Origin of the sequence: Microbacterium sp. TWP3-1-2b2, from assembly GCF_049896145.1 — a bacterium.
In the GTDB taxonomy this organism is placed as follows: domain Bacteria; phylum Actinomycetota; class Actinomycetes; order Actinomycetales; family Microbacteriaceae; genus Microbacterium.
On the sequence record NZ_JAFCTS010000001.1, the window covers coordinates 1,617,766 to 1,638,905 of the forward strand.

16 protein-coding genes are annotated in these 21,140 nt (G+C 66.7%); 8 read left to right on the forward strand and 8 right to left on the reverse strand.

The genetic code is table 11. From position 1 onward, the window contains the following. Positions 1 to 99: 99 nt before the first annotated feature. The 7 genes from ACP7AR_RS08070 to ACP7AR_RS08100 all read left to right on the forward strand — a co-directional run bounded on the left by ACP7AR_RS08070 (position 100) and on the right by ACP7AR_RS08100 (position 8,793). Entirely contained in the window at positions 100 to 558 is a 459-nt protein-coding gene (locus ACP7AR_RS08070; RefSeq protein WP_426184530.1) for a GNAT family N-acetyltransferase, read from the forward strand. A 223-nt stretch (positions 559 to 781) separates the two neighbouring features. Beyond that, positions 782 to 1,795, forward strand: a complete 1,014-nt coding sequence (locus tag ACP7AR_RS08075) for a LacI family DNA-binding transcriptional regulator (RefSeq protein WP_426184532.1) — start codon at positions 782 to 784, stop codon at positions 1,793 to 1,795. Positions 1,796 to 1,920: 125 nt separating this feature from the next. Next, positions 1,921 to 3,222, forward strand: coding sequence for an ABC transporter substrate-binding protein (locus ACP7AR_RS08080; protein WP_426184534.1), 1,302 nt, complete (start codon positions 1,921 to 1,923; stop codon positions 3,220 to 3,222). A 57-nt stretch (positions 3,223 to 3,279) separates the two neighbouring features. Next, positions 3,280 to 4,242 carry a carbohydrate ABC transporter permease gene (locus ACP7AR_RS08085; RefSeq protein ID WP_426184536.1) on the forward strand — a complete coding sequence of 321 codons (963 nt, stop codon included), beginning with the start codon at positions 3,280 to 3,282 and terminating at the stop codon, positions 4,240 to 4,242. Then, entirely contained in the window at positions 4,242 to 5,129 is an 888-nt protein-coding gene (locus ACP7AR_RS08090) for a carbohydrate ABC transporter permease (RefSeq protein ID WP_426184538.1), read from the forward strand. The genes ACP7AR_RS08085 and ACP7AR_RS08090 overlap by 1 nt, the downstream gene beginning before the upstream one ends. After that, positions 5,129 to 7,360 (forward strand): alpha-xylosidase, encoded by a 2,232-nt coding sequence (gene yicI, locus ACP7AR_RS08095; protein ID WP_426184540.1) that lies wholly within the window; start codon positions 5,129 to 5,131, stop codon positions 7,358 to 7,360. The genes ACP7AR_RS08090 and yicI overlap by 1 nt, the downstream gene beginning before the upstream one ends. Continuing rightward, positions 7,357 to 8,793 carry a glycoside hydrolase family 1 protein gene (locus ACP7AR_RS08100; protein ID WP_426184542.1) on the forward strand — a complete coding sequence of 479 codons (1,437 nt, stop codon included), beginning with the start codon at positions 7,357 to 7,359 and terminating at the stop codon, positions 8,791 to 8,793. The genes yicI and ACP7AR_RS08100 overlap by 4 nt, the downstream gene beginning before the upstream one ends. Here the strand turns inward: ACP7AR_RS08100 and ACP7AR_RS08105 are convergent. The 8 genes from ACP7AR_RS08105 to ACP7AR_RS08140 all read right to left on the reverse strand — a co-directional run bounded on the left by ACP7AR_RS08105 (position 8,790) and on the right by ACP7AR_RS08140 (position 19,624). Continuing rightward, positions 8,790 to 9,686 carry a hypothetical protein gene (locus ACP7AR_RS08105; RefSeq protein ID WP_426184544.1) on the reverse strand — a complete coding sequence of 299 codons (897 nt, stop codon included), beginning with the start codon at positions 9,684 to 9,686 and terminating at the stop codon, positions 8,790 to 8,792. The two genes, ACP7AR_RS08100 and ACP7AR_RS08105, sit on opposite strands and share 4 nt — an antisense overlap. 122 nt (positions 9,687 to 9,808) lie before the next feature. Next, positions 9,809 to 11,623 (reverse strand): ABC transporter ATP-binding protein, encoded by a 1,815-nt coding sequence (locus tag ACP7AR_RS08110; RefSeq protein WP_426184546.1) that lies wholly within the window; start codon positions 11,621 to 11,623, stop codon positions 9,809 to 9,811. Further along, positions 11,620 to 13,518, reverse strand: a complete 1,899-nt coding sequence (locus ACP7AR_RS08115) for an ABC transporter ATP-binding protein (protein ID WP_426184548.1) — start codon at positions 13,516 to 13,518, stop codon at positions 11,620 to 11,622. The genes ACP7AR_RS08110 and ACP7AR_RS08115 overlap by 4 nt, the downstream gene beginning before the upstream one ends. Positions 13,519 to 13,819: 301 nt before the next feature. Continuing rightward, positions 13,820 to 14,314 (reverse strand): methylated-DNA--[protein]-cysteine S-methyltransferase, encoded by a 495-nt coding sequence (locus ACP7AR_RS08120; RefSeq protein WP_426184550.1) that lies wholly within the window; start codon positions 14,312 to 14,314, stop codon positions 13,820 to 13,822. Continuing rightward, positions 14,311 to 15,813 (reverse strand): DNA-3-methyladenine glycosylase 2 family protein, encoded by a 1,503-nt coding sequence (locus ACP7AR_RS08125; RefSeq protein ID WP_426184552.1) that lies wholly within the window; start codon positions 15,811 to 15,813, stop codon positions 14,311 to 14,313. The genes ACP7AR_RS08120 and ACP7AR_RS08125 overlap by 4 nt, the downstream gene beginning before the upstream one ends. Positions 15,814 to 15,988: 175 nt before the next feature. Beyond that, positions 15,989 to 17,596: a bifunctional phosphoribosylaminoimidazolecarboxamide formyltransferase/IMP cyclohydrolase gene (gene purH, locus ACP7AR_RS08130; RefSeq protein ID WP_426184554.1), complete on the reverse strand. Its 1,608-nt coding sequence runs from the start codon at positions 17,594 to 17,596 to the stop codon at positions 15,989 to 15,991. Between the two features lie 48 nt (positions 17,597 to 17,644). After that, on the reverse strand, positions 17,645 to 18,226 hold the full coding sequence (purN, locus tag ACP7AR_RS08135; protein ID WP_426184556.1) for a phosphoribosylglycinamide formyltransferase: 582 nt from the start codon (positions 18,224 to 18,226) through the stop codon (positions 17,645 to 17,647). Between the two features lie 9 nt (positions 18,227 to 18,235). Next, a complete protein-coding gene (locus ACP7AR_RS08140; protein ID WP_426184558.1) occupies positions 18,236 to 19,624 on the reverse strand; it encodes a DUF6350 family protein in 1,389 nt (462 codons plus the stop codon). Positions 19,625 to 19,714: 90 nt separating this feature from the next. On the opposite strand from ACP7AR_RS08140, the gene ACP7AR_RS08145 reads away from it, so the two are divergent. Then, positions 19,715 to 21,139 (forward strand): NCS2 family permease, encoded by a 1,425-nt coding sequence (locus ACP7AR_RS08145; protein ID WP_426184560.1) that lies wholly within the window; start codon positions 19,715 to 19,717, stop codon positions 21,137 to 21,139. Position 21,140 lies beyond the last annotated feature (1 nt).

The window sequence follows — 21,140 nt, forward strand, 5'->3', positions numbered from 1 at the left end:
AGTCAAAACTGTCTCGACACCAAGATACCTGAGTGACCAGCGCGGCGTTCGCAGTCATCTTTCGGCGCACGCGGCGCCCGGAGAGGTTACCCTGGGCGTATGACGGAACTGCGAGTGGTCGAACTCTCCGCTGCGACGATCGTCGCCGTGAACAACCTGTCGCTCAAGCCAGGGCAGGAGCAGTATCTTGCCCCGGTCTCGTACGGGATCGCGGCCACCGTGATCAACCCCCAGACGTCCTGGCAGCGGGTGATCCTCGATCGCAACGAGGTCGTCGGGTTCGTGAGCGCGAGCTTCGATCCCGAGGCGCCCGAAGAGCACTTCCGCTCCGTGCTCTGGCGCATCAACGTCGACGCCGACGACCAGGGCCGCGGCGTCGGCCGCTTCGCTGTCGAGCACCTTCTCGATGAGGCTCGCGAACGCGGAATGGATCACGTCAACGTGATCTACGAAGCCGGCGACGACGGCCCGGAGGCGTTCTTCAAACGGGTCGGTTTCACGCCTGTCGGCGAAACCGAGTACGCAGAAGTGATCGCAGAGATCCGACTGACTTCCTGAAACGGCGGCGGGGCCTCGGATCCCCTCCCCCACCGGGGCCTCGTCGCCTTCAGATCTCCACCACCCGATTTCGTCGCGCCGTCGAGCGCCCGCGATTTGTTCGACGAAACCACAAAACACTTGCATTCGTCGGCGCGCTTGTCTACCATCGCTGGAGAAGCGCCATCGAAACGCTTCGACAATCCGTAGCAGCAATGCCTGCAACAGCAACGATGGAGTGCACATGTCGACGATCCACGAGGTGGCCAAGGCCGCCGGTGTATCGATCAGCACCGTCTCATACGCACTCAGCGGCAAACGGCCCGTCTCGGAGAAGACGCGTCTGCGCATCGAAGACGCCGTCACCGCCCTCGGCTACCAGCCGGAAGCGGGCGCACGGATGCTGGCGGGTCGCCGAACCCACATCTTCGCGCTCACCGAACCGCTGCGAGCAGACACGCACGCTCCGACGCACATGGCTTTCGTCCTGGCGACGGCCGTGGCGGCTCGCCGGCGCGGCTACGACATCCTTCTCCTGACGGATGAGCAGGCCTCGGAGGGGATGAACCGCGTGGCCGCGAGCAAGCTCGTCGACGCCATCCTCGTCCTGGACGTCGCACCAGACGACGAGCGCGTCGCGATCGCCCGCTCGATGCGCACCCCCACGGTGTTCATCGGCGTACCGGACGATCACAGCGATCTCACCTGCGTCGACCTCGACTTCGACGCCGTGGGTCGCCTTGCCGTCGATCGCCTCGCCGACGCCGGGCACAGCCGCATCGTGCTTCTCGGCCAGACCGAGGTCTCGTATCGCAGATCCAACTTCCCCCGCCGACTTCTGCACGGCGTCCAGCAGCGCGCGACCGAACGCGCGGTCGACGTCGACTGGGTGACCACGGGCGAGATCGCGACGGACGTCGCGATCGTCCGCTCCGCCGTCGAGTCCGCCCTTGATCAGGGCCACCGCGCTTTCATCGTCCATGCCGTCGACGACACCCATGAGGCGCTGCTCTCGGTGCTCACCGAGCGTGGACTGCGCATCGGCGTCGACGTCTCCGTGATCTCCGCAGCCGCATCCTTCGATACTGCGGCGCTTGCGGTGCAGATCGATACGATCCCGCTCGTCCCGCAGCGATCCTGCGAGTTCGCCGTCGACCTTGCGGTGCGTCAACTCGACGGCGAACGACTTCCCCCCGAGATTCATCTCCTTCCGCCCGAATACCTCTCGGCCGGCTCCGTCGCTCCCCCTCGCGACTGAGCTCGCCGCCGGCCTCATCCTGTCCGCACGCCCGGCATCGAAACGCTTCGATGCCCTGAATCACAACTGAAGATACGACCCACAGAAGTGTCTGGCCCCTGGCCACCGAGAAAGGAGTGCCGACGATGGCACGCATCAACCGAGGAAAGAAGTCGCTCGCCCTGCTGGCGGCATTGACCGTGACCGGAATCGCCCTGAGCGGCTGCACATCCGGCTCCGCAGGCGAAGACGGCGACACGCTCAAGCTCTGGCATTACGAGGGAGCAGACAGCGCAATGGGAATCGCCTGGGCGCAGGCGATCGAGACCTTCGAGGAGGAGACCGGCGCAACGGTCGAGTTCGAGGAGAAATCGTTCGAGCAGATCCAGAAGACCGCCAGCCAGGTGCTCGACACGGATGCCGCACCGGATCTGATGGAGTTCAACAAGGGCAATGCCACCGCCGGCTTCCTCGCATCGACCGGCCTGATCACCGACATCTCCGACGCCGTTGCCGAGTACGGCTGGGACGAGAAGCTCGCGTCCTCGCTGCAGACGACGGCCAAGTACAGCGAAGACGGCGTGATGGGCGGGGACGCCTGGTACGGCATCCCGAACTACGGCGAGTTCGTCGGCGTGTACTACAACAAGGACGCCTTCGCCGCCGCCGGGCTGGAGATCCCCACCACGTATGAAGAGTTCGTGGACGTGCTGGACGCTTTCGTGGCGAAGGGCATCACTCCGCTCGCCGAAGCCGGTGCAGAGTACCCGTTGGGACAGCTCTGGTACCAGCTCGCCCTCCTCGAGGGTGACCGCGGGTTCGTCGACGACTACCAGCTCTACAAGGACCCGGTCGATTGGGAGGGCCCTGAAGTCACCTCGGCCACCGAGACGCTCAAGGAGTACGTGGACAAGGGATACATCGCCTCTGACGTCTCGTCCGTGAAGGCAGAAGACGCCGGAGTCTCGTTCATCAACGGGTCCGCGCCCATCTTCGTCTCGGGTTCATGGTGGTTCGGTCGCTTCGTGGCCGAGGCCACCGGGTTCGACTGGACCCTCGCCGCGTTCCCCGGCGCAGATCTGTCGCTCGGCTCGTCCGGCAACCTCTGGGTCGTGCCGGAGAATGCTGCGAACAAGGAGCTCGCGTACGAGTTCATCGACATCACGATGCGCCCCGAGATCCAGGCGATCATCGGCAACAACGGGGGTCTCCCCGTCGCCGTCGACTCCGCCGACATCACCGATGCGAAGAGCGCGGAGCTGATCGAGACGTTCAACGGCATCCTCGACGCCGATGGTCTCTCGTTCTACCCGGACTGGCCGGCACCCGGTTTCTACGACGTCCTCGTCCAGGAGATCCAGGGTCTGATCACCGGCGTGCAGGATGCCGAGACGACCAACAAGAACCTCGGCGAGCAGTACGACGAAGGCACTGCAGAATTCCGTTGATCCCCAGCGGGGGCGTCCGTCCGGCGGCCGCCCCCGCACCCCCTTCTGGAGTCGACCATGTCACTTGACACACGACGGGCCCGCACGAAGCTGCCGCCCGAACAGCCATCGATCCCGCAGCGCAGCGGCGGAACCGGTGCGTATTGGATGTACCTGCTTCCCGGCTTCGCGCTGCTGCTCGTCATCGTGATCGTCCCACTCGTCTGGAACGTGTACCTCACGTTCACGAAGTGGAAGGGCGTGCGCGCGCCCGAGTTCATCGGACTCGAGAACTGGCAGAAGATCCTCACCGACGGTGACTTCTGGACCTCCTTCACGAACTCGGTGTGGATGATCCTTGCGATGGTCGTCGTCCCCACGATCGTCGGTCTGATCGTCGCCGCGCTGCTCTTCGACGTCGTCGGGCGGAAGTTCGGCGGCAAGGTCGGCAGCTTCCTGCGCGCCACGTACTATCTGCCGCAGATCCTCCCCATCGCCGTAGCCGGCATCGTGATCGGCTGGATCGTGCGCCCCGGCGATGACGGAGCGCTCAATCAGATTCTCGGGTGGTTCGGCGTTCCCCCCTACGACTGGCTCGGCCAGATGCCTTCCGCACTCATCGTGCTCATGGTCGTGATGGTCTGGGTGCAGCTCGGCTACCCCGTCGTCGTCTTCATGGCCGCACTGCAGCGCGTGGATCCGGAGCTGTACGAGGCGGCGGAACTCGATGGCGCGAACTGGCTGCAGCGCTTCTCTGCGATCACGATGAGCATCATCCGCCCTGAGATCTTCGTCGTCACCCTCACGTGCACGATCGCCGCGCTCAAGGTGTTCGGTCCGGTGTACATCATCACGCGTGGTGGCCCGGCGGGCTCCACCCTGGTACCCGCGTACTACGCGTACCAGGAGTTCTTTACGAAGCGGAACGTCGGCTACGGCGCCACGATCGCCACGGTGCTCACGATCGTCGTGGTCATCGTCTCGATCGTGTTCATCCGAGTCCAGAATTCCCTCGAGCGCAAGGAAAGGGCAGGACTGTGATGCACGCCACCACTGCCATCGTGACCGGAAAGTCACCCAAGACGCGCCCGCGCGGCGGCATGACCAAGAAGCGCCCAGTCGACTGGCTTCTGCTCGCTCTCGTCGTCATCGGCGCGCTTCTGATCATCGCGCCCTTCTACCTGGTGCTCGTGAACTCGTTCAAGTCGCCGGTCGACTACGCGACCTCCGGCCCGCTCGCCCTACCCGAGACGCTGGATCTCGGCGGCATCATCAAGTTCTGGGAGCGCGTGAACTTCCCGGAGAAGGTCTGGAACTCGATCTTCATCGCCGGCGTCGTCGCTGTGCTCGCGGTCGTCATCTCGATGCTGAACGCGTTCGCGATCGGCATCGGGCGCGTGCGCGGTCGCTCCTGGATCGTGCTGCTGTTCCTGCTCGCCAACCTGCTTCCGCAGGAGGCGCTGCTCTACCCGCTCTACTACATGTTCAAATCGGTGGGCCTCTACGACAGCGTCTGGTCCGTGATCATCGTGTTCACGGTCATCCAGGCGGCGTTCGGAACATACCTGCTGTCGTCCGTCTACGGCACCTTCCCCAAGGAGATCCTCGAAGCAGCATCCCTCGACGGCGCCGGACGCTGGCAGATCCTCTGGCGGGTGGTCTTCCCGATCAGTCGCCCGACGCTCTCCGTGCTGCTCATCTTCTTCTTCATCTGGACGTGGAACGAGTTCCTGATTCCGCTGACCTTCCTCGCCTCGAACGCCAATCAGACGGTTCCTGTCGCCATCAGCGTGCTGCAGGGTGACCGGCTGATGGATGTCACGACCACGAGTGCGTCCGCTCTTCTCGGCATCATCCCCACGCTCATCTTCTTCCTCATCTTCCAGCGCACGCTGACACGCGGCATCACGGCAGGAGCAGTCAAGTAATGAAGTTCACCGACGGATTCTGGCAGCTGCGTCCAGGCGTCACGGCGCTCTACGCGCAGGAGGCCTACGACATCGCCACCACCGAGGACACGCCCGATGGCCCCGGTGTCGTCGTGACGGCGCCCACCATGGTCATCACCAAACGCGGCGATGTGCTCAATCGGCCGGTCCTCGCCACCACCCTCTCCTCCCCCGCCGAGGGCGTCATCCGCGTGCGCATCGCGCATCACGAGGGCGGGCGTTGGCACGGAGGGTTCTCCCTGCCAGGAGCGCACGCAGCGGGTGAGGCATCCGTCTCCGCCGACGGCGGCGTGCTCGCCAGCGGCGCGCTCACCGCTCGGGTCACTCCTGGTGCACCGTGGAATCTCGCGTTCGAGGTCGACGGACGTCGGGTGACCGGCAGCGGCAACAAGGCGCAGGGATACGTGCGTCTCGACGCGGACGCGCAGGTCGACCGCGGCATCGTCGGCAACGCCCGCGGCAACGGCGCCGCACCGACTGAGACGGCATTCGTGCACGAGCAGCTCGACCTCGGGGTCGGTGAGCTCATCTACGGCCTCGGCGAGCGCTTCGGTCCGCTGGTCAAGAACGGCCAGACGGTGGAGATCTGGAACGCTGACGGCGGCACCTCCAGTGAACAGGCGTACAAGAGCGTCCCGTTCCATCTTTCGAACCGCGGCTACGGCGTCCTGGTCAACGACCCGGGTCATGTCTCGTACGAAATCGGCTCCGAAGCGGTCGAACGCGTGCAGTTCTCGGTGCCAGGCGAAGTGCTGGAGTACTTCGTCATCGCCGGGCCCACCCCCAAAGACGTGCTCGACAGGTACACCGCCCTCACCGGCCGCGCCCCCGTCGTGCCGGCGTGGTCGTACGGCCTGTGGCTTTCGACGAGCTTCACGACCGACTACGACGAGCAGACCGTGAACTCGTTCATCGACGAGATGTCCGCACGAGAGCTCCCGGTGTCTGTGTTCCACTTCGACTGCTTCTGGATGCGCGAGTTCAACTGGTGCGACTTCGAATGGGACCCTCGTGTCTTCCCTGATCCGACCGGCATGCTCGGGAGACTGCATGAGAAGGAACTGCGCGTCTCCGTCTGGATCAACCCGTACATCGCCCAGCGCTCGCCCCTGTTCCGCGAGGCGGGTGACGCCGGGTATCTCGTCAGGCGTGCGGACGGATCCATATGGCAGTGGGACCTGTGGCAGGCGGGCATGGGATTGGTCGACTTCACCAACCCGGATGCCGTCGCCTGGTACCAGTCGAAGCTGCGCGGCCTGATCGACCAGGGCGTGGACTGCTTCAAGACCGATTTCGGCGAGCGCATCCCGACCGACGTCGTCTGGGCCGACGGCTCGGACCCCGCGCGCATGCACAACCTCTACGCCCAGCTCTACAACCGCGCCGTGCACGATGTGCTCACCGAGGCGCGAGGCGAAGGCGAGGCGGTGCTGTTCGCCCGCTCGGCGACGGCAGGCGGCCAGAGCATGCCGGTGCACTGGGGCGGTGACTCGACATCGACCTTCGCATCGATGGCAGAGACACTGCGCGGTGGCCTGTCACTCGCGCTCAGCGGCTTCGCGTTCTGGAGCCACGACATCGGCGGCTTCGAGGGCATGCCGGATGCCGGGGTCTTCAAGCGCTGGACGGCGTTCGGCCTGCTCGGCTCGCATTCACGATTCCACGGGTCATCGTCCTACCGGGTGCCCTGGGCATTCGACGAGGAGGCGGTCGACGTCACGCGGCTCTTCACCCGCCTCAAGATGCGGCTCATGCCGTACCTGTACCAGGTCGGGCTGGATGCCACGCGCACCGGTGCACCGATCATGCGCCCGATGCAGCTCGAGTTCCCCGATGATCCGGCCGTCGCGCATCTCGACCGTCAGTACATGCTCGGACCGGACCTGCTGGTGGCACCTGTCTTCTCGGAGTCAGGCGAGGTGGAGTTCTACCTGCCGGAGGGCGAGTGGACCTCCCTGCTGACGGGTGGGGTCACCCAGGGCGGGCGCTGGCTGCGTGAGACGCACGACTACATGTCGCTGCCGTTGTACGTTCGCCCCGGCACGGTGCTGCCTTGGGGCGCTCGCGACGATCGCCCGGACTACGACTACCATGACGAATTGACCCTTCGGGTGTTCCGCGGCGGCTCGGGCACGCGCTCGATCACCGTCACCGCGCCCGACGGCGTCAGTCGTGATTACACCGCAGACCTCGAGGAGATCACCGAATGACACCCACGACGGGTTCCGCCGACTACCGCGACTCCGGCCTGATCTTCCCGCCGCCGTTCACGTTCGGTTCCGCGACAGCCTCGTACCAGATCGAGGGCGCCGCAGCGGAGGACGGCCGCACGCCATCGATCTGGGACACGTTCAGCAAGACGCCAGGGATGGTCTGGAACGGAGACACTGGCGACGTCGCATGCGACCATTACCACCGCGTGGACGAAGACCTCGATCTGATGAAGGAGCTGGGGCTCGAGGCGTACCGCTTCTCGATCGCCTGGCCGCGGATCCAGCCGACCGCTGACGGGCAGGTCAATCAGGCGGGCATCGACTTCTACGCTCGCCTGGTCGACGGGCTGCTCGAACGCGACATCCGCCCTGTGGCGACGCTGTACCACTGGGATCTTCCGCAGTACCTGGAGGACGCTGGCGGCTGGACGTCGCGGGCCACCACAGACGCGTTCGAGCGCTACGCCGAGATCATGGGCGCAGCGCTCGGCGACCGCGTGCACACCTGGACGACCCTGAATGAGCCGTGGTGCTCGGCGTATCTCGGATACGGCCAGGGCGGTCACGCACCGGGCCGCACCGAGCCTGCATCGGCGCTGTCGGCCGTGCACCACCTGAACCTCGCGCACGGTCGCGCGGTGCAGGCGCTGCGAGCCGCATCGACCGGAGACCCGGACTACTCCGTCACACTGAACTTTCACGTGCTGCGCGGTCAGGGCGACGGCGCGGCAGAGGCTGTGCGCCGCATCGACGCTCTCGCGAACCGTGCGTTCACGCATCCGATGCTGCGCGGCGAGTACCCCGCAGATCTGCTGGAAGACACCGCCGAGGTGACGGATTGGTCGTTCGTGCAGGACGGCGACCTGGCCACCATCAACCAGCCGATCGACGTGCTCGGCGTGAACTACTACTCGACAGCGACCGTTCGCCTGTGGGACGGCGTGTCAGAGAAGCAGCAGAACGACGGACACAAGGGCACGTCGGCCGGTACCGCGTGGCCGGGCAGTGACCAGGCCGTGGAGTTCGTGCAGCAGCCGGGACCGTACACGGCGATGGGCTGGAACATCGCGCCCGAGGGACTCGAAGAGCTGCTCGTCTCCCTGTCGGAGCAGTTCCCCGAGCAGCCCCTCATGGTCACCGAGAACGGCGCCGCGTTCGAGGACGAGGTCGCAGAGGACGGCTCGGTTCCCGACCCCGAGCGCACCGACTACCTGCGTCGCCACTTCACGGCAGCGCACAGGGCCATCGAGCGCGGAGTAGACCTCCGCGGCTACTTCGTGTGGTCGCTGCTGGACAACTTCGAGTGGGGCTACGGGTACGCCAAGCGGTTCGGTATCGTCCGCGTCGATTTCGATTCGCTGGAGCGCACGGTCAAGGACTCGGGGCACTGGTACCAGGAGTTGGTTCGCACCCGCGCGATCCCGGCCTAGCCGTCCGAATCGCGCCGCGGCACCGGCCAGATCTTCGAAGGCTTGGGTTTCGGCACGCTCGGCTCTGGCGAGTCGGGTTCGGCTGCGGCGCTCGGCCGGTTGCGCGCATTCCAGGCGGCGAAGGCGGATGCCGCGGCGTCAGCGGCCCTGTCGAGCGCGTCGGCCGAGCGGGTGAAGACCTGCTGCGCGGTGTCCTGCCAGACGGGTGAAGCGTTCGGGTCTCTGCCCGCAGCGCGCGCCTTGGCCGCGTGCTCGGCGACGTCGAATGTGCGCTCGAGCTGCGCCACAGCATCCCGATAGGCCGCGAACTCCTCGGTCGTGGTGCGCGCACCGACCGCCGGCCGCAGTTCTTGGGCGTGACGCGACGCCTTGAGGAACGCCGCGGTCGCAGAATCCTTGACATCGCTCATGGTGGGATATGCGATGAGCTTCGCCGGGTCGGTCTCGTAATCCATCCAGCGCGCCGTGATCGCATCGTGTGCACGGTGCAGACGCGCCACCGGGTAGCGATCGCGTTTTGATGCCAGGGGGATCTCGGCCCGCGCCACGTTCAGCTGCACTCGGCGCGCACGCACGTCTGCAGCCGCCGCTCTCGCGTCCTGTTCCGCCTGCTTCAGCACACGTCTGGCACTCGAGACCTCGGCGATCGAAGTGCGCGAGGCGGTGCGTTCCGCGACGAGGCGGGCATGCTCAGCCCGAGCGAGCTTGACCGCTCGTCGGCGCTCCGCGGCTCGGTACTGCGCCTCCTTGAGGTCATCCCTGGCGGCATCGAACGCCAGTCGCCGTCCGCTGGTGCTTCCCTGTCGGCGCACCCCTGCGGCAGTCACGGCACCCGCTCCGACCACTGTCGGCGCGACCCACCACCACTCGGCTGCCAGCATGAGGGGATCCACATGTTCATCGTAGCCACCACGCTCTCCCAGAAGGGCGCCGCGAAGCGCCGAAGGGTGTCGCAGATCGCCGCATCAATTCGCTCGATGAGGCCATGTGCGACACCCTACAGACGCGCGCCGGCCTAGACCAGCGTCTCCTGCCACGCTGCGTGCAGCTGGGCGAACTTTCCCGTGCCGCTGATCAGCGTCTCAGGCGTGTCGTCCTCGATGATCTTCCCGTGCTCCATCACGAGCACCCGGTCGGCGATCGCGACGGTCGACAGGCGGTGCGCGATGATGATCGCCGTGCGGTCGGCCAACAGCGTCTGAAGCGCGTCCTGAATGAGGCGCTCAGAGGGGATGTCGAGCGACGCCGTCGCCTCATCGAGGATCAGCACTGCGGGGTCGGCGAGGAACGCCCTGGCGAACGAGATCAGCTGACGCTGTCCCGCTGACACGCGGCCACCACGCTTGTTCACATCCGAGCTGTATCCGTCTGGCAGGGCCGAGATGAACTCATCGGCGCCGACGGCCTTCGCCGCTGCGCGGATCTCGTCCATCGTGGCATCCGGCTTTCCGAGCGCGATGTTGTCGGCGACGGTTCCGCTGAACAGATAGGCCTCCTGCGTGACCATGACGATCGCGCGACGCAGGTCTTTCGGATGGAGCGAACGCAGATCCACCCCGTCGAGCGTGACGCGTCCGAGCGACGGATCGTAGAAGCGCGAGATGAGCTTCGCGAGCGTCGACTTGCCCGCACCGGTGGTGCCGACGAGAGCGATGGTCTGACCTGCGGGGATGTCGAGCGAGAAGTTCGGAAGGATCGTCTTCTCCCCCGAGTACCCGAACGTGACCTCATCGAAGTTCACGTGACCGCGCGATTCCCAGAGGTCGACCGGCTTTTCGGGGTCCGGAACAGTCGGCACCTCGTCCAGCACGCCTGACACCTTCTCCAGCGCCGCCGTCGCGGACTGGTAGGAGTTCAGGAACATCGCGATCTCCTGCATCGGCGCGAAGAAGTTCCGCACGTACAGAACGGCGGACAGCAGCACACCGACGGTCAGCGCTCCGGTCGAGACGCGGATGCCGCCCCAGAGCACCACGATGCCCAGCGTGAAGGCTGCGACAGTCATGAGCCCGGGCTCGAAGGTGCCGAACAGCAGCATCGAACGACGGTTCACGTCGCGGTAATCGCCTGCGACCTTCTGGAAGGTCACGTCGTTGCGCGGCTCCTTGCGGAACGCCTTGACGGCGCGGATGCCGGTCATGGTCTCCACGAACTGCACGATGACCTTCGCACTGATCACGCGCGACTCGCGGAAGACGACCTGCGAACGCGAGTAGAACCAGCGCATGAGCAGGTAGAGCGGGACGAGTGCGATCAGCAGGATCACACCCGACTGCCAGTCCCACACCACGAGGGCGATGAAGGTGAAGGCACCGAACAGCACGCCCGAGACGAGGTTGTTGAGGCCTCCGTCGAGCAGCTCTCGGATCGAGTCGAGGTCGCTCGTCTGGCGCGAGATGATGCGCCCTGACGTGTACGTCTCATGGAACTCGAGACTCAGCCGCTGCGTGTGCAGGAAGATCCGCTTGCGCAGGTCGATCAGCACCGCTTGCGTGATGCGTGCGGCGATCACGACGTACCACCCGATCAGCGCTGCAGCAGCACCGCCGGCGACCAGGTAGATGATGCCGATGCCGAACGTCGGCATCCAGTCGGCGTTGTCGATCACGGCCGGCAGCGCCCAGTCGAGTCCGATGCCTATGAGGATCGGGCCGGCCACCTGCAGCGCCGTCGAGATCACGAGCACGATCGCCGCGAGGATGATCTGCGCACGCAACGGCGACACGAGTGATCCGAGCAGACGCAGCGAGCGTTGGCGGATCGCCTTGCTCTCTTCGCGAGTGTAGTTCGAGCGGTCCTCGCCCTGGGTTCCGGTCAGTGCCGCGCTCATGCCTGCACCTCCTCTTCCTCGCTGGCGGATGCTTCGTGGGCGGCGCCTGCCGCTTCGAGGTCTTCATCCGTGATGATCGGGATGGCGCCGGTGCGCGCTGCCTCTTCTGCTTCGAGGCTGGAGATCACATGCCGGTAGTGGGGGCTGGACCGGAGCAGCTCGGAGTGTGTTCCGACGGCGGTGATGCGGCCCCGCTCGAGCAGCGCGACCCGATCGGCGAGCGCGACCGTCGAGGGTCGATGCGCGACGATCATCGCCGTGGTGTCTGCGAGCACACGGCGCAGCGCCTCTTCCACGAGGGCTTCGGTGTCGACGTCCAATGCCGAGAGCGGGTCGTCCAGCACCAGCACCCTAGGGTTCGCGGCGACAGCGCGTGCGAGCGCGAGACGCTGCCTCTGCCCGCCGGAGAGGCTGAGCCCCTCCTCGCCGATCACCGTCTCCACGCCGTCAGGCAGCGCGTCGACGAAGTTCGCCTGCGCGACGTCGAGTGCTTCACGCAGCACGCGCTCGCCCTCTTCGCTGTGGATGTCGAGTTCAGCGCGTCCGAGCAGCACGTTCTCGCGGACGGATGCCGAGAAGAGCGTGGCGTCCTCGAAGGCCATCGCGATGTGGCGACGAAGCTCGACGAGCGTCAGGTCGCGCACATCTACGCCGTCGAGCGTGACCCGTCCTCCCGTCACGTCGTACAGACGCGTGGGCAGTGTCGTCAGCGTCGTCTTGCCGCTGCCGGTGAGCCCGACCAGAGCCATGGTCTCGCCTGGACGCAGCACCAGGTCGATGCCGTCCAGCAGATCGCGCTCGGAAGCGCCGGCATCCTGATACCGGAAGTGCGCGTTCTCGAACACGAGCTCGCCGCGCGGCTCTTCGATGTGCACCGGGTGCTCAGGGTCGGTGATGCTGTTCGTCTCGGAGAAGATGTCGAACACGCGGTCAGAGGCGGTTCGCGCGTCGAGCATGAACGAGAACAGGAATCCGATCGACTCGATCGGCCAGCGCAGCACCGTCGCCATCGCGAAGAACGCGAACAGCTCCGGCAGCTCGATCGCGCCCTGCGAGATCAGCCAGATGCCGGACATCAGGCTGAGCCCGAACGCGACCTGCGGCATGAGATCGAGCCAGAACCAGATGGATCCGACGGCGCGCGCCTTGCTGAGCTCTGTCGTGCGCAGCGACTCGGCCTGCGTGCTGAAGCGCGTGAGGGCGTGCTTTCCACGTCCGAACGCCTTCAGCACACGGATGCCGTGCACACTCTCCTCGACGCTGGTGGCGAGGTCGCCGGCCTGATCCTGACTCTGGCGCGCGAGGCGTCCGTAGCGCTTCTCGAAACGGTAGCCCGTGATCCACAGCGGGATCGCTGTGACGATGAAGATGGTTCCCAGCAGCCAGTGCCAGCGGAACAGCAGCACCGCTCCGATGATGATGGTCAGCAGGTTGACGACGAGCAGGATCAACCCGAAGGCAAGCCAACGGCGGATGAGGCCGATGTCCTGCATCATGCGGCTGAGGAGCTGGCCGGACTGCCAACGATCGTGGAAGGCGACCGGCAGGGTCTGCAGTCGCGAATACAGCAGCGTGCGCATGCGGTACTCGACCTCGGTGGACGGCTTCAGGATGAACCAGCGGCGCAGCCACACCATGAGCGCTTCGCCGAACCCCAGCAGGAGCACGACGACGGCGCCGAGGATGATCAGACCGACCGTCCCCGTGCGGATGGGCCCCTGCACGATCTGCTCGAGCACGAGCGGGATCATCAGGGCGATGACTGCTGCGCCGAGCGCACTCGCAGCGCCGCCGACGAAACGCCAGATCACAGGGCGGACGAAGGGCTTGAGGCGCCAGAGGGCGGCGGGCGTGGACAGCGAAGAGGACTGTTTCAGCGATGACGAGGAAGACATGACTCTCAGACGAGTTTCGATGCGGAAGAGGAGTGAGACGGGCTCCGCCGTGCGGCCGGGAGCCTGGAAGCTGTGGTGCGGGTGAAACGCTAGCCGCGGTACACCGGGTTCGAGCCAGGAACGGTGATCTGCGCAACGGCGATCGAAATCATGGTGTCCTCCTCAGGCTCGGCATCGTCGCCCGGTCGGTGCGACAGCCCTCCAGCCTATTGCTGTGAACCAGCTGGGCGCAAGAGTCATTCCCTCGGCCTGACGGAGCAATCGGCTCGATCGCTCCGAGGCCGCCCGCGGGTCGGCCAGATCAGGCCGCGGCCTCCCTGGCGAGCAGCGACTCCTTCACCGGCAGCCCCCAGGCGAAGCCGCCCAGCGAGCCGTCGGAACGCAGCACACGATGGCACGGCACGAAGAGCGCCGGCGCGTTGCGCGCGCAGATGGATGCCGCGGCGCGCACCGCCTGCGGATTGCCGAGCCCCGCGGCGAAGGACGTGTAGGTCAGCGGCTCGCCTGGTGTGATCCGGCGCAGTGCGTCCCATCCGGCCTGCTGCATCTCGGTGCCGAACTGACGCACCGGCACGGCGTCGATGGCGGCGAGATCACCGTCGTAATATGCGTGGACGGCGGCCGCGGCATCCGTCTCGCCTTCTCGGATATCGGCCGGGCGCGTGCGATCGGCCAACCGGGTGATGATGGCGTCGTGGTCGGCGGTCCAACCGGAGGCGAGCACGCGCTGCTCGCTGTCGACGAGGAGGGTGAAGGCGCCGTCTGCGGTCTCGATGGTCTGGATGAGAGCGGTCATGAGAGTTCCTTGGTCGTGGTCTTCGTGGTCTTCGGAGATCTGGGTGGCCGCACGGGAGCGGCGCGCCACAGGTGCGCGCTGAGATAGCTGCGCCAGGGCGCGGTGCGCTCGGCCCAGGCGGTGAGCGGCTTCGGATCGGCGGGGAGGCCGGAAGCCGCTGCCCCGGCGCGCACGGCGACGTCCCCGGGGAGGAAGACGTCGGGGTCGCCGATCACCCGCATCCGCACATAATCGGCAGTCCACGGCCCGATGCCCGGCATGGCGAGCAGATCCGCTCGCTGAGCGATGCGGTCGTCGCCGACCGTGAGCGTCAGCGAGCCGTCGGCGAGGGCGGCAGCGGCACCCGTGATGGCGCGGATGCGGGCGGCAGGACCGCGGAGCACCTCCGCGCCGCGCTCGGCGATCGCTGTCATCGTCGGGAAGAGGTGTCCTCCCTCGACCTTCTCCCCCAGCGCGTCCGCCAGCGCTGTGAGCGCGGTGCGCGCAGCGACGACCGTGATCTGCTGACCGACCATCGCACGGATGAGCATCTCGTGCGGGTCGGCTGCGCCAGGTACGCGGATGCCAGGAACCTGCGCCACGAGCGCAGCAAGCTCCGGATGCGACGACAACGCCGCATCGACGGCCGTGGGGTCGGCGTCCAGATCGAAGATCCGGCGGGCTGTGGCCACGAGAGGGGCGAGGTCGCCGAGGTGTGCGACGCGAGCACGCAGGTGCAGCGTCGAACCGCTGTCCTGGCGCACCTCGAACCAGGCCGGGCCACCCGGCATACGCAGGTGTCTGGAGAAGGAGGTCTCAGTCACGTTCTCCACACCGGGCAGGGCGCGCGCGGCCATCCAGGCGAAGATGCCTGCGGCATCCATCGGCTCGCGGTGCGGCAGGAGCAGATCGATCTCCCCCGGTGTCGCCACCGGGGAGATCCTTCGGCGGGCACGCAGTTCGGTCGGGGTCAGTCCGAAGACCTCTCTGATCGTGTCGTTGCACTGACGGATGCTGGCGAAGCCCGCGGAGAAGGCGATGTCCGAGATCGGCAGATCCGTGCCGACGAGCAGCATCCGCGCGTTGTGCGCGCGGTGCGCGCGAGCGAGCGCGAGCGGGCCGGCACCGAGCTCCGTGGTGAGCAACCGGGTGAGATGGCGAGCCGAGTAGCCGAGCCGTGCCGCGAGCCCCGTGACGCCTTCGCGTTCGACGACACCGTCGGCGATCAGCCGCATGGCACGCGCTGCCGCGTCGCCGCGAAGATCCCATGCGGGAGATCCGGGTGCCGCCTCAGGCAGGCAGCGCTTGCAGGCGCGGAAGCCGGCCTCATGAGCTGCAGCACTGGTCGGATAGAAGCTGACGTTCTCCCGCTTGGGCGTGCGCGCCGGGCACGAGGGACGGCAGTAGATGCCGGTCGAGTGCACCGCAGTGACGAACTGTCCGTCGAAGCGGATGTCGCGCGCGTCGATCGCCCGATATCGCTCGTCGAAGCTCATGGCGCTGAGTGCTGGGAAGGTCATGCCTCCACTCTGACACGTCCGAATGCCGCTGGCTCGCGGAAATCGGACATCGCAGTGGCTACCCTCGCCGAGACCCCTGGATAGCGCCGAGACCCCGTCCTATTCACGTCGATACGACGGGGTTTCGACGGGAAGAGGGGGTCTCGGCGCGCCCGCCTGGCCCGACGGCGCGGGCTCAGTGGAAGAAGTGCCGCTCGCCCGTGAAGAACATCGTCACACCTGCAGCCTCTGCCGCTGCGATGACCTCGTTGTCGCGTACGGATCCGCCAGGCTGGATGATCGTCTTGACGCCCGCGTCGATCAGAACCTGAGGCCCGTCTGCGAACGGGAAGAAGGCATCGGATGCCGCGACCGATCCGGCGACCCGATCCCCCGCGCGCTCGACCGCGAGGCGGCACGAGTCGACGCGGTTGACCTGACCCATGCCGATGCCGACCGTGGCCTTGCCCTGCGCCAGCACGATCGCGTTCGACTTGACGGCGCGGCAGGCCTTCCACGCGAAGATGAGATCCGACATCTCCTCATCGGCGGGGCGCTCTCCGGTGATGAGCTGCCAGTTGTCCGCCACTGCACCGATCTCGTCGGGGAAGCGGTCGGCGTCCTGCAGCAGGAGACCGCCGGAGACAAGGCGAACGTCCATCTGCTCCTGCTGCCAGTCATCCGGCAGCTGCAGCACGCGCATGTTCTTCTTCGCCTTGAACACCGCCAGCGCCTCCGGCTCGAACGAGGGGGCGACGATGACCTCGGTGAAGATGTCCTTGAGGTTCTCCGCCATCTTCAGCGTGACGGTTCCGTTCGTGGCGATGACGCCGCCGTACGCCGACACAGGGTCGCACTCGTGCGCGCGCAGGTGCGCACTGGCGATCGGGTCGAGGGCGTTCGGCGCTGTCGTCGCGATGCCGCACGGGTTCGCGTGCTTCACGATGGCGACCGCCGGCAGCACCATGTCGAAGGCGGCGCGCAGCGCGGCATCCGCATCGACGTAGTTGTTGTACGACATCTCCTTGCCCTGCAGCTGCACGGCCTGCGCGATGCCGTGACCGCCGACCCTGGTGTAGATGGCGCCGCGCTGGTGCGCGTTCTCGCCATAGCGGAGAGTCGACAGGCGTTCGGCCTTGATCGTGAGGTGCTCCGGCAGCTCGCCGCCGTCGTTGAGCGTGCCCTCGGCGAACCAGGCTGCGACGGCGGTGTCGTAGGTGGAGGTGTGAGCGAAGGCACGGGCGGCGAGTTCGCGACGCTGCGACAGCGTCGTGCCTCCTGCTGCGACGGCCTCGATGATCGCGGGGTACGACTCCGGCGACACGACGATCGCGACATTGGCGTGGTTCTTCGCCGCAGCGCGCACCATGGCGGGGCCGCCGATGTCGATCTGCTCGACGGCATCGTCGCCCGTGGCTCCAGAGGTGACAGCTTCCACGAAGGGATACAGGTTCACGACCACGAGCTCGAACGGGTCGATGTCGAGGTCATCGAGCTGCCGAGCGTGATCCTCGAGGCGCAGGTCAGCCAGAAGGCCGCCGTGGATGCGAGGATGCAGAGTCTTCACGCGACCGTCGAGCATCTCGTCGACGCCGGTGACGGCGGCGACGTCTGTCACTTCGTGGCCTGCCTCACGGATGGTCGCGGCGGTCGATCCGGTCGAGACGATCTCGATGCCGGCGTCGGCCAGGGCTGCTGCCAGTACCAGGAGATCGGTCTTGTCGCTCACCGAGACGAGCGCGCGCCTGATCGGCACGGTGTCGCGTTCGCTGTACAGGGAAGAGTCGTGGCGCGGGCCGGCCATGGAGGGCTCCTTCGTGCGAGGTTCGGGGCGGATCAGGATGTCAACAGGTCAATGGGTCAGTGCGAGGTCGCCGGTGGCGATGCGTCGAACGACGTCGATGAGCAGACGACGTTCGACAGGCTTGATGCGCTCGTGCAGCGTGTGCTCTGAGTCGTCAGGGAGTACCGGAATGCGCTCCTGAGCGAGAATGGGGCCGCTGTCGATGCCGTCATCCACGACGATGACGCTCGCGCCGGTCTGCTCCACACCGGCGGCGAGCGCGTCGCGGACGCCGTGTGCACCGGGGAACTCCGGCAGGTACGCCGGGTGAGTGTTGATGATCCTCGGGCTGTGACGCGCGACGAGAGAGGGCGGCAGCAGACGCATCAGGCCGCTGAGCACGATGAGGTCGGGATTCCAGGCGTCGAGCTGACGACCGATCTCATCGCCCCATGCCTCGCGATCGGCGAAGGCCCGGAACGGGACCGTGAAGCTCGGGATGCCGAACTCTGCGGCGTGCGCGAGACCTTCGGCGTCGCGATCGGCGCCGACCACGACTATCCGCGCGGGGAAGTCGGGGTGGCGTGCGGCCTCGAGCAGAGCGCGGAGATTCGAGCCGGTGCCCGAGATGAGAACGGCGACCGTGAGCACCCGGCCAGTCTAGCGGTGCGTGGGAGTGCTGCCGTCCCCGAAGAACCCGTGGTCGTCGAGCGGCGCGGTGTCGTTCGCATCCGGGTCGGCAGTGGCACCCGCCTCGTCCGCGCGCAGATCGCGGAAGGCACCGGCATCCGCAGTCGGCGACGCACCCATCTCTGCGACCCAGCGGTCGGTGCGCTCCTCTGCGAGCTCATCCCGGTGCCGCGGAGCGAGCATCAGGATCGCCGCACCGACCAGCACTTCGACACCGATCGCGAGCGACGTCCATCCGGCATGCGGGCCCGTCTCGGCCAGTCGACCTGGACCGATGGAACCCGATGCCAGCACGGCAGCGACGGCGACGACGGCCGCGCTGCCCAGCGCGATACCGGCGGTGATCGCGACGCGGGGGCCGACCGGGCGGGCCACGTTCTCCCAGACGAGTCGGGAACGGACGATCCACCCCGCGAACGCACCAGCGCCGACCGGCAGCAGTACGACGATGAGCGTCCAGATCGAGCTGTTCTCGGGCAGCAGGCCGAAAATCGGGATGCCGGGCACGACGCCCAGCTGTGTGCCGGCGGGCGATACGGCGGTGCCGGCGCCCACAGCGATTCCTGGACCTGCCAGCCAGGCGACCGCCCACACGAACAGCGTCGGGAGGTAGGCGAGGTGGCCCAGTGTCAGCGTCGCCACGCCCGTCGCGTCGACGCGTGCGGTCTCGAAGAGGGCCACGACCTCGCCGCCCCGAAGCATCACGGCTGCGGCCACGGCGACGCCCGCGATCCCGGTGAGGCTGACGATCACCACGGCAGTGCCGCGAACGATCTTGGCCGGGAGCACGCCCCAGTCGCCCCAGCCGTCCGCGACGTCGTGCAGACGATCGACGAGGCCGCCGTCGCCCTCGCGCCAGGCGTAGTGGACAGCCCCGCACAGGGCGCCGGTGAGATAGACGATGCTCGGCAGCACGATGGCGAGGGCGAACGGGGCCTGAGCGCCGGCGGTGTGCGCGGTCGATGCCACACCGGTCGCGATCAACCCGAAGGTCACGGATCCTGCGATCACACCGAGCATCCATGCTCCCGAGCGCGCGGCCCTCGTACCGGAGCGGGCGGCGAAGAGCAGCGTGAAGATCAGGAACGCCAGCGGCGTGAGCGAGAGGGTGAACTGCGCGGCATCCTGTGAGATGCCGACGGCCATCACGATCTCGTCGGGGATGACGATCTCCAACGGCACTCCGTGGCCGAACTGCCAGAGGGTTCCGGAGACGGGCCAGAGGGCTCCCCAGTCGGCGGTGGCCCCGAACGCGAGCGTCCACAGCAGGGTGAGCGGCGCGAGCAGCACGGCGAGGCCGACGGCGGCCGCGATGGCGGCATCGACCGCGGCGAGGATCGCGACGAGGAGGCGTTGCATGACTCAACGAGACTACGACGAGAACCTGACTGCCTCACGGTGGCGCGCGCGGCGCCGTGGACACGATATCGTCTCCACGGAGGTTCCCCGATGACAACTGCCCCCTCGCCCACCCCAGAGCACACCGCTGAGCCGAAGAACGCGCTCGATCGCTTCTTCGAGATCAGCAGACGCGGCTCGACCATCGGCACCGAGGTGCGCGGCGGCGTCGTGACCTTCGTCACGATGGCCTACATCGTGATCCTCAACCCGATCATCCTCTCGACGCCTGACGTCGACGGTACAGTCCTCGACGGCGGCGCGGTCGCTGCAGCCACGGCGCTGACCGCCGGTGTCATGACACTGCTGTTCGGGATCATCACCCGCCTGCCGTTCGCGTTCGCAGCCGGGTTGGGCATCAACGCATTCCTGGCATTCTCCGTCGTCGGGTCGGTGACGTGGCCCGAGGCGATGGCGCTCGTCATGATCAACGGTGCAGTCATCGTGCTGCTCGCCGCGACCGGCCTTCGCAAGATGATCTTCGATGCCGTTCCCGTGCAGCTCAAGCTCGCGATCACGGTCGGCATCGGCCTCTTCATCGCGTTCATCGGCTTCGTGAACGCAGGATTCGTCACGGCGACAGGTAATGACTCTCCCCCCGTCGATCTGGGAGTCGGAGGGTCTGTGGCGAGTGTGCCGACCCTGCTGTTCGTGATCACCCTTCTGCTCGGTGGCGTCCTGATCGCCGTGCGTCTCAAGGGCGCGATCCTCATCGCCCTCGTCGGCGGCACCGTTCTTGCGGCGATCGTCAACCTGATCTGGCCGTTCGGCCTCGACTTCGGTTTCGCCGGCGGCATCATGAGCCTGCCCGACCTCAGCCTGATCGGCGCAGTCGACTTCGGCTTCGACTTCACCAAGGTCAGTTTCGTCGCGCTGGTCATGTTCGTGTTCACCCTCGTGTTCTCGAACTTCTTCGACGCCATGGGCACCATGACCGGGCTCGCCAAGGAAGCCGATCTGGCGGACGAGAAGGGCGACTTCCCCCGCATCAAGTCGGCGCTGGTGGTCGAGGGCGTGGGCGCGATCGTCGGTGGCGCGACCTCGTCATCGTCGGCGACGGTGTTCGTCGAGTCGGGCTCAGGAATCGGCGAGGGCGCCCGCACGGGCCTTGCGACATCCGTCACCGGCGTGCTGTTCCTGCTCGCGATGTTCTTCACCCCGCTCACGTCGCTCGTGCCCGGCGCCGTCGCCGCCGCCGCCCTTGTACTGGTCGGCGCGATGATGCTGTCTCAGATCAGGCACATCGACTTCGGCGACTTCCGTGTTCTGCTGCCGGTGTTCCTCACGGCGACCGTCATGCCGATGACCTATTCGATCGCGAACGGCATCGGCGCGGGCTTCGTCAGCTGGGTCGTCGTGAACGCGCTCTCAGGCAAGGCGAAGACCATCCACCCGCTGCTGTGGATCGTCGCCTTCGGGTTCGTGCTGTTCTTCGCCCGCGGGCCGATCGAGGCGCTGTTCGGCGTCGGTATCTGAC

Coding starts and splice junctions, on each gene's coding strand:
- ACP7AR_RS08070 (WP_426184530.1), top strand. CDS start 100: ATGACGGAACTGCGAGTGGTCGAACTCTCCGCTGCGACGATCGTCGCC.
- ACP7AR_RS08075 (WP_426184532.1), top strand. CDS start 782: ATGTCGACGATCCACGAGGTGGCCAAGGCCGCCGGTGTATCGATCAGC.
- ACP7AR_RS08080 (WP_426184534.1), top strand. CDS start 1,921: ATGGCACGCATCAACCGAGGAAAGAAGTCGCTCGCCCTGCTGGCGGCA.
- ACP7AR_RS08085 (WP_426184536.1), top strand. CDS start 3,280: ATGTCACTTGACACACGACGGGCCCGCACGAAGCTGCCGCCCGAACAG.
- ACP7AR_RS08090 (WP_426184538.1), top strand. CDS start 4,242: ATGCACGCCACCACTGCCATCGTGACCGGAAAGTCACCCAAGACGCGC.
- yicI (WP_426184540.1), top strand. CDS start 5,129: ATGAAGTTCACCGACGGATTCTGGCAGCTGCGTCCAGGCGTCACGGCG.
- ACP7AR_RS08100 (WP_426184542.1), top strand. CDS start 7,357: ATGACACCCACGACGGGTTCCGCCGACTACCGCGACTCCGGCCTGATC.
- ACP7AR_RS08110 (WP_426184546.1), bottom strand. CDS start 11,623: ATGAGCGCGGCACTGACCGGAACCCAGGGCGAGGACCGCTCGAACTAC.
- ACP7AR_RS08115 (WP_426184548.1), bottom strand. CDS start 13,518: ATGTCTTCCTCGTCATCGCTGAAACAGTCCTCTTCGCTGTCCACGCCC.
- ACP7AR_RS08120 (WP_426184550.1), bottom strand. CDS start 14,314: ATGACCGCTCTCATCCAGACCATCGAGACCGCAGACGGCGCCTTCACC.
- ACP7AR_RS08125 (WP_426184552.1), bottom strand. CDS start 15,813: ATGACCTTCCCAGCACTCAGCGCCATGAGCTTCGACGAGCGATATCGG.
- purH (WP_426184554.1), bottom strand. CDS start 17,596: ATGGCCGGCCCGCGCCACGACTCTTCCCTGTACAGCGAACGCGACACC.
- ACP7AR_RS08140 (WP_426184558.1), bottom strand. CDS start 19,624: ATGCAACGCCTCCTCGTCGCGATCCTCGCCGCGGTCGATGCCGCCATC.
- ACP7AR_RS08145 (WP_426184560.1), top strand. CDS start 19,715: ATGACAACTGCCCCCTCGCCCACCCCAGAGCACACCGCTGAGCCGAAG.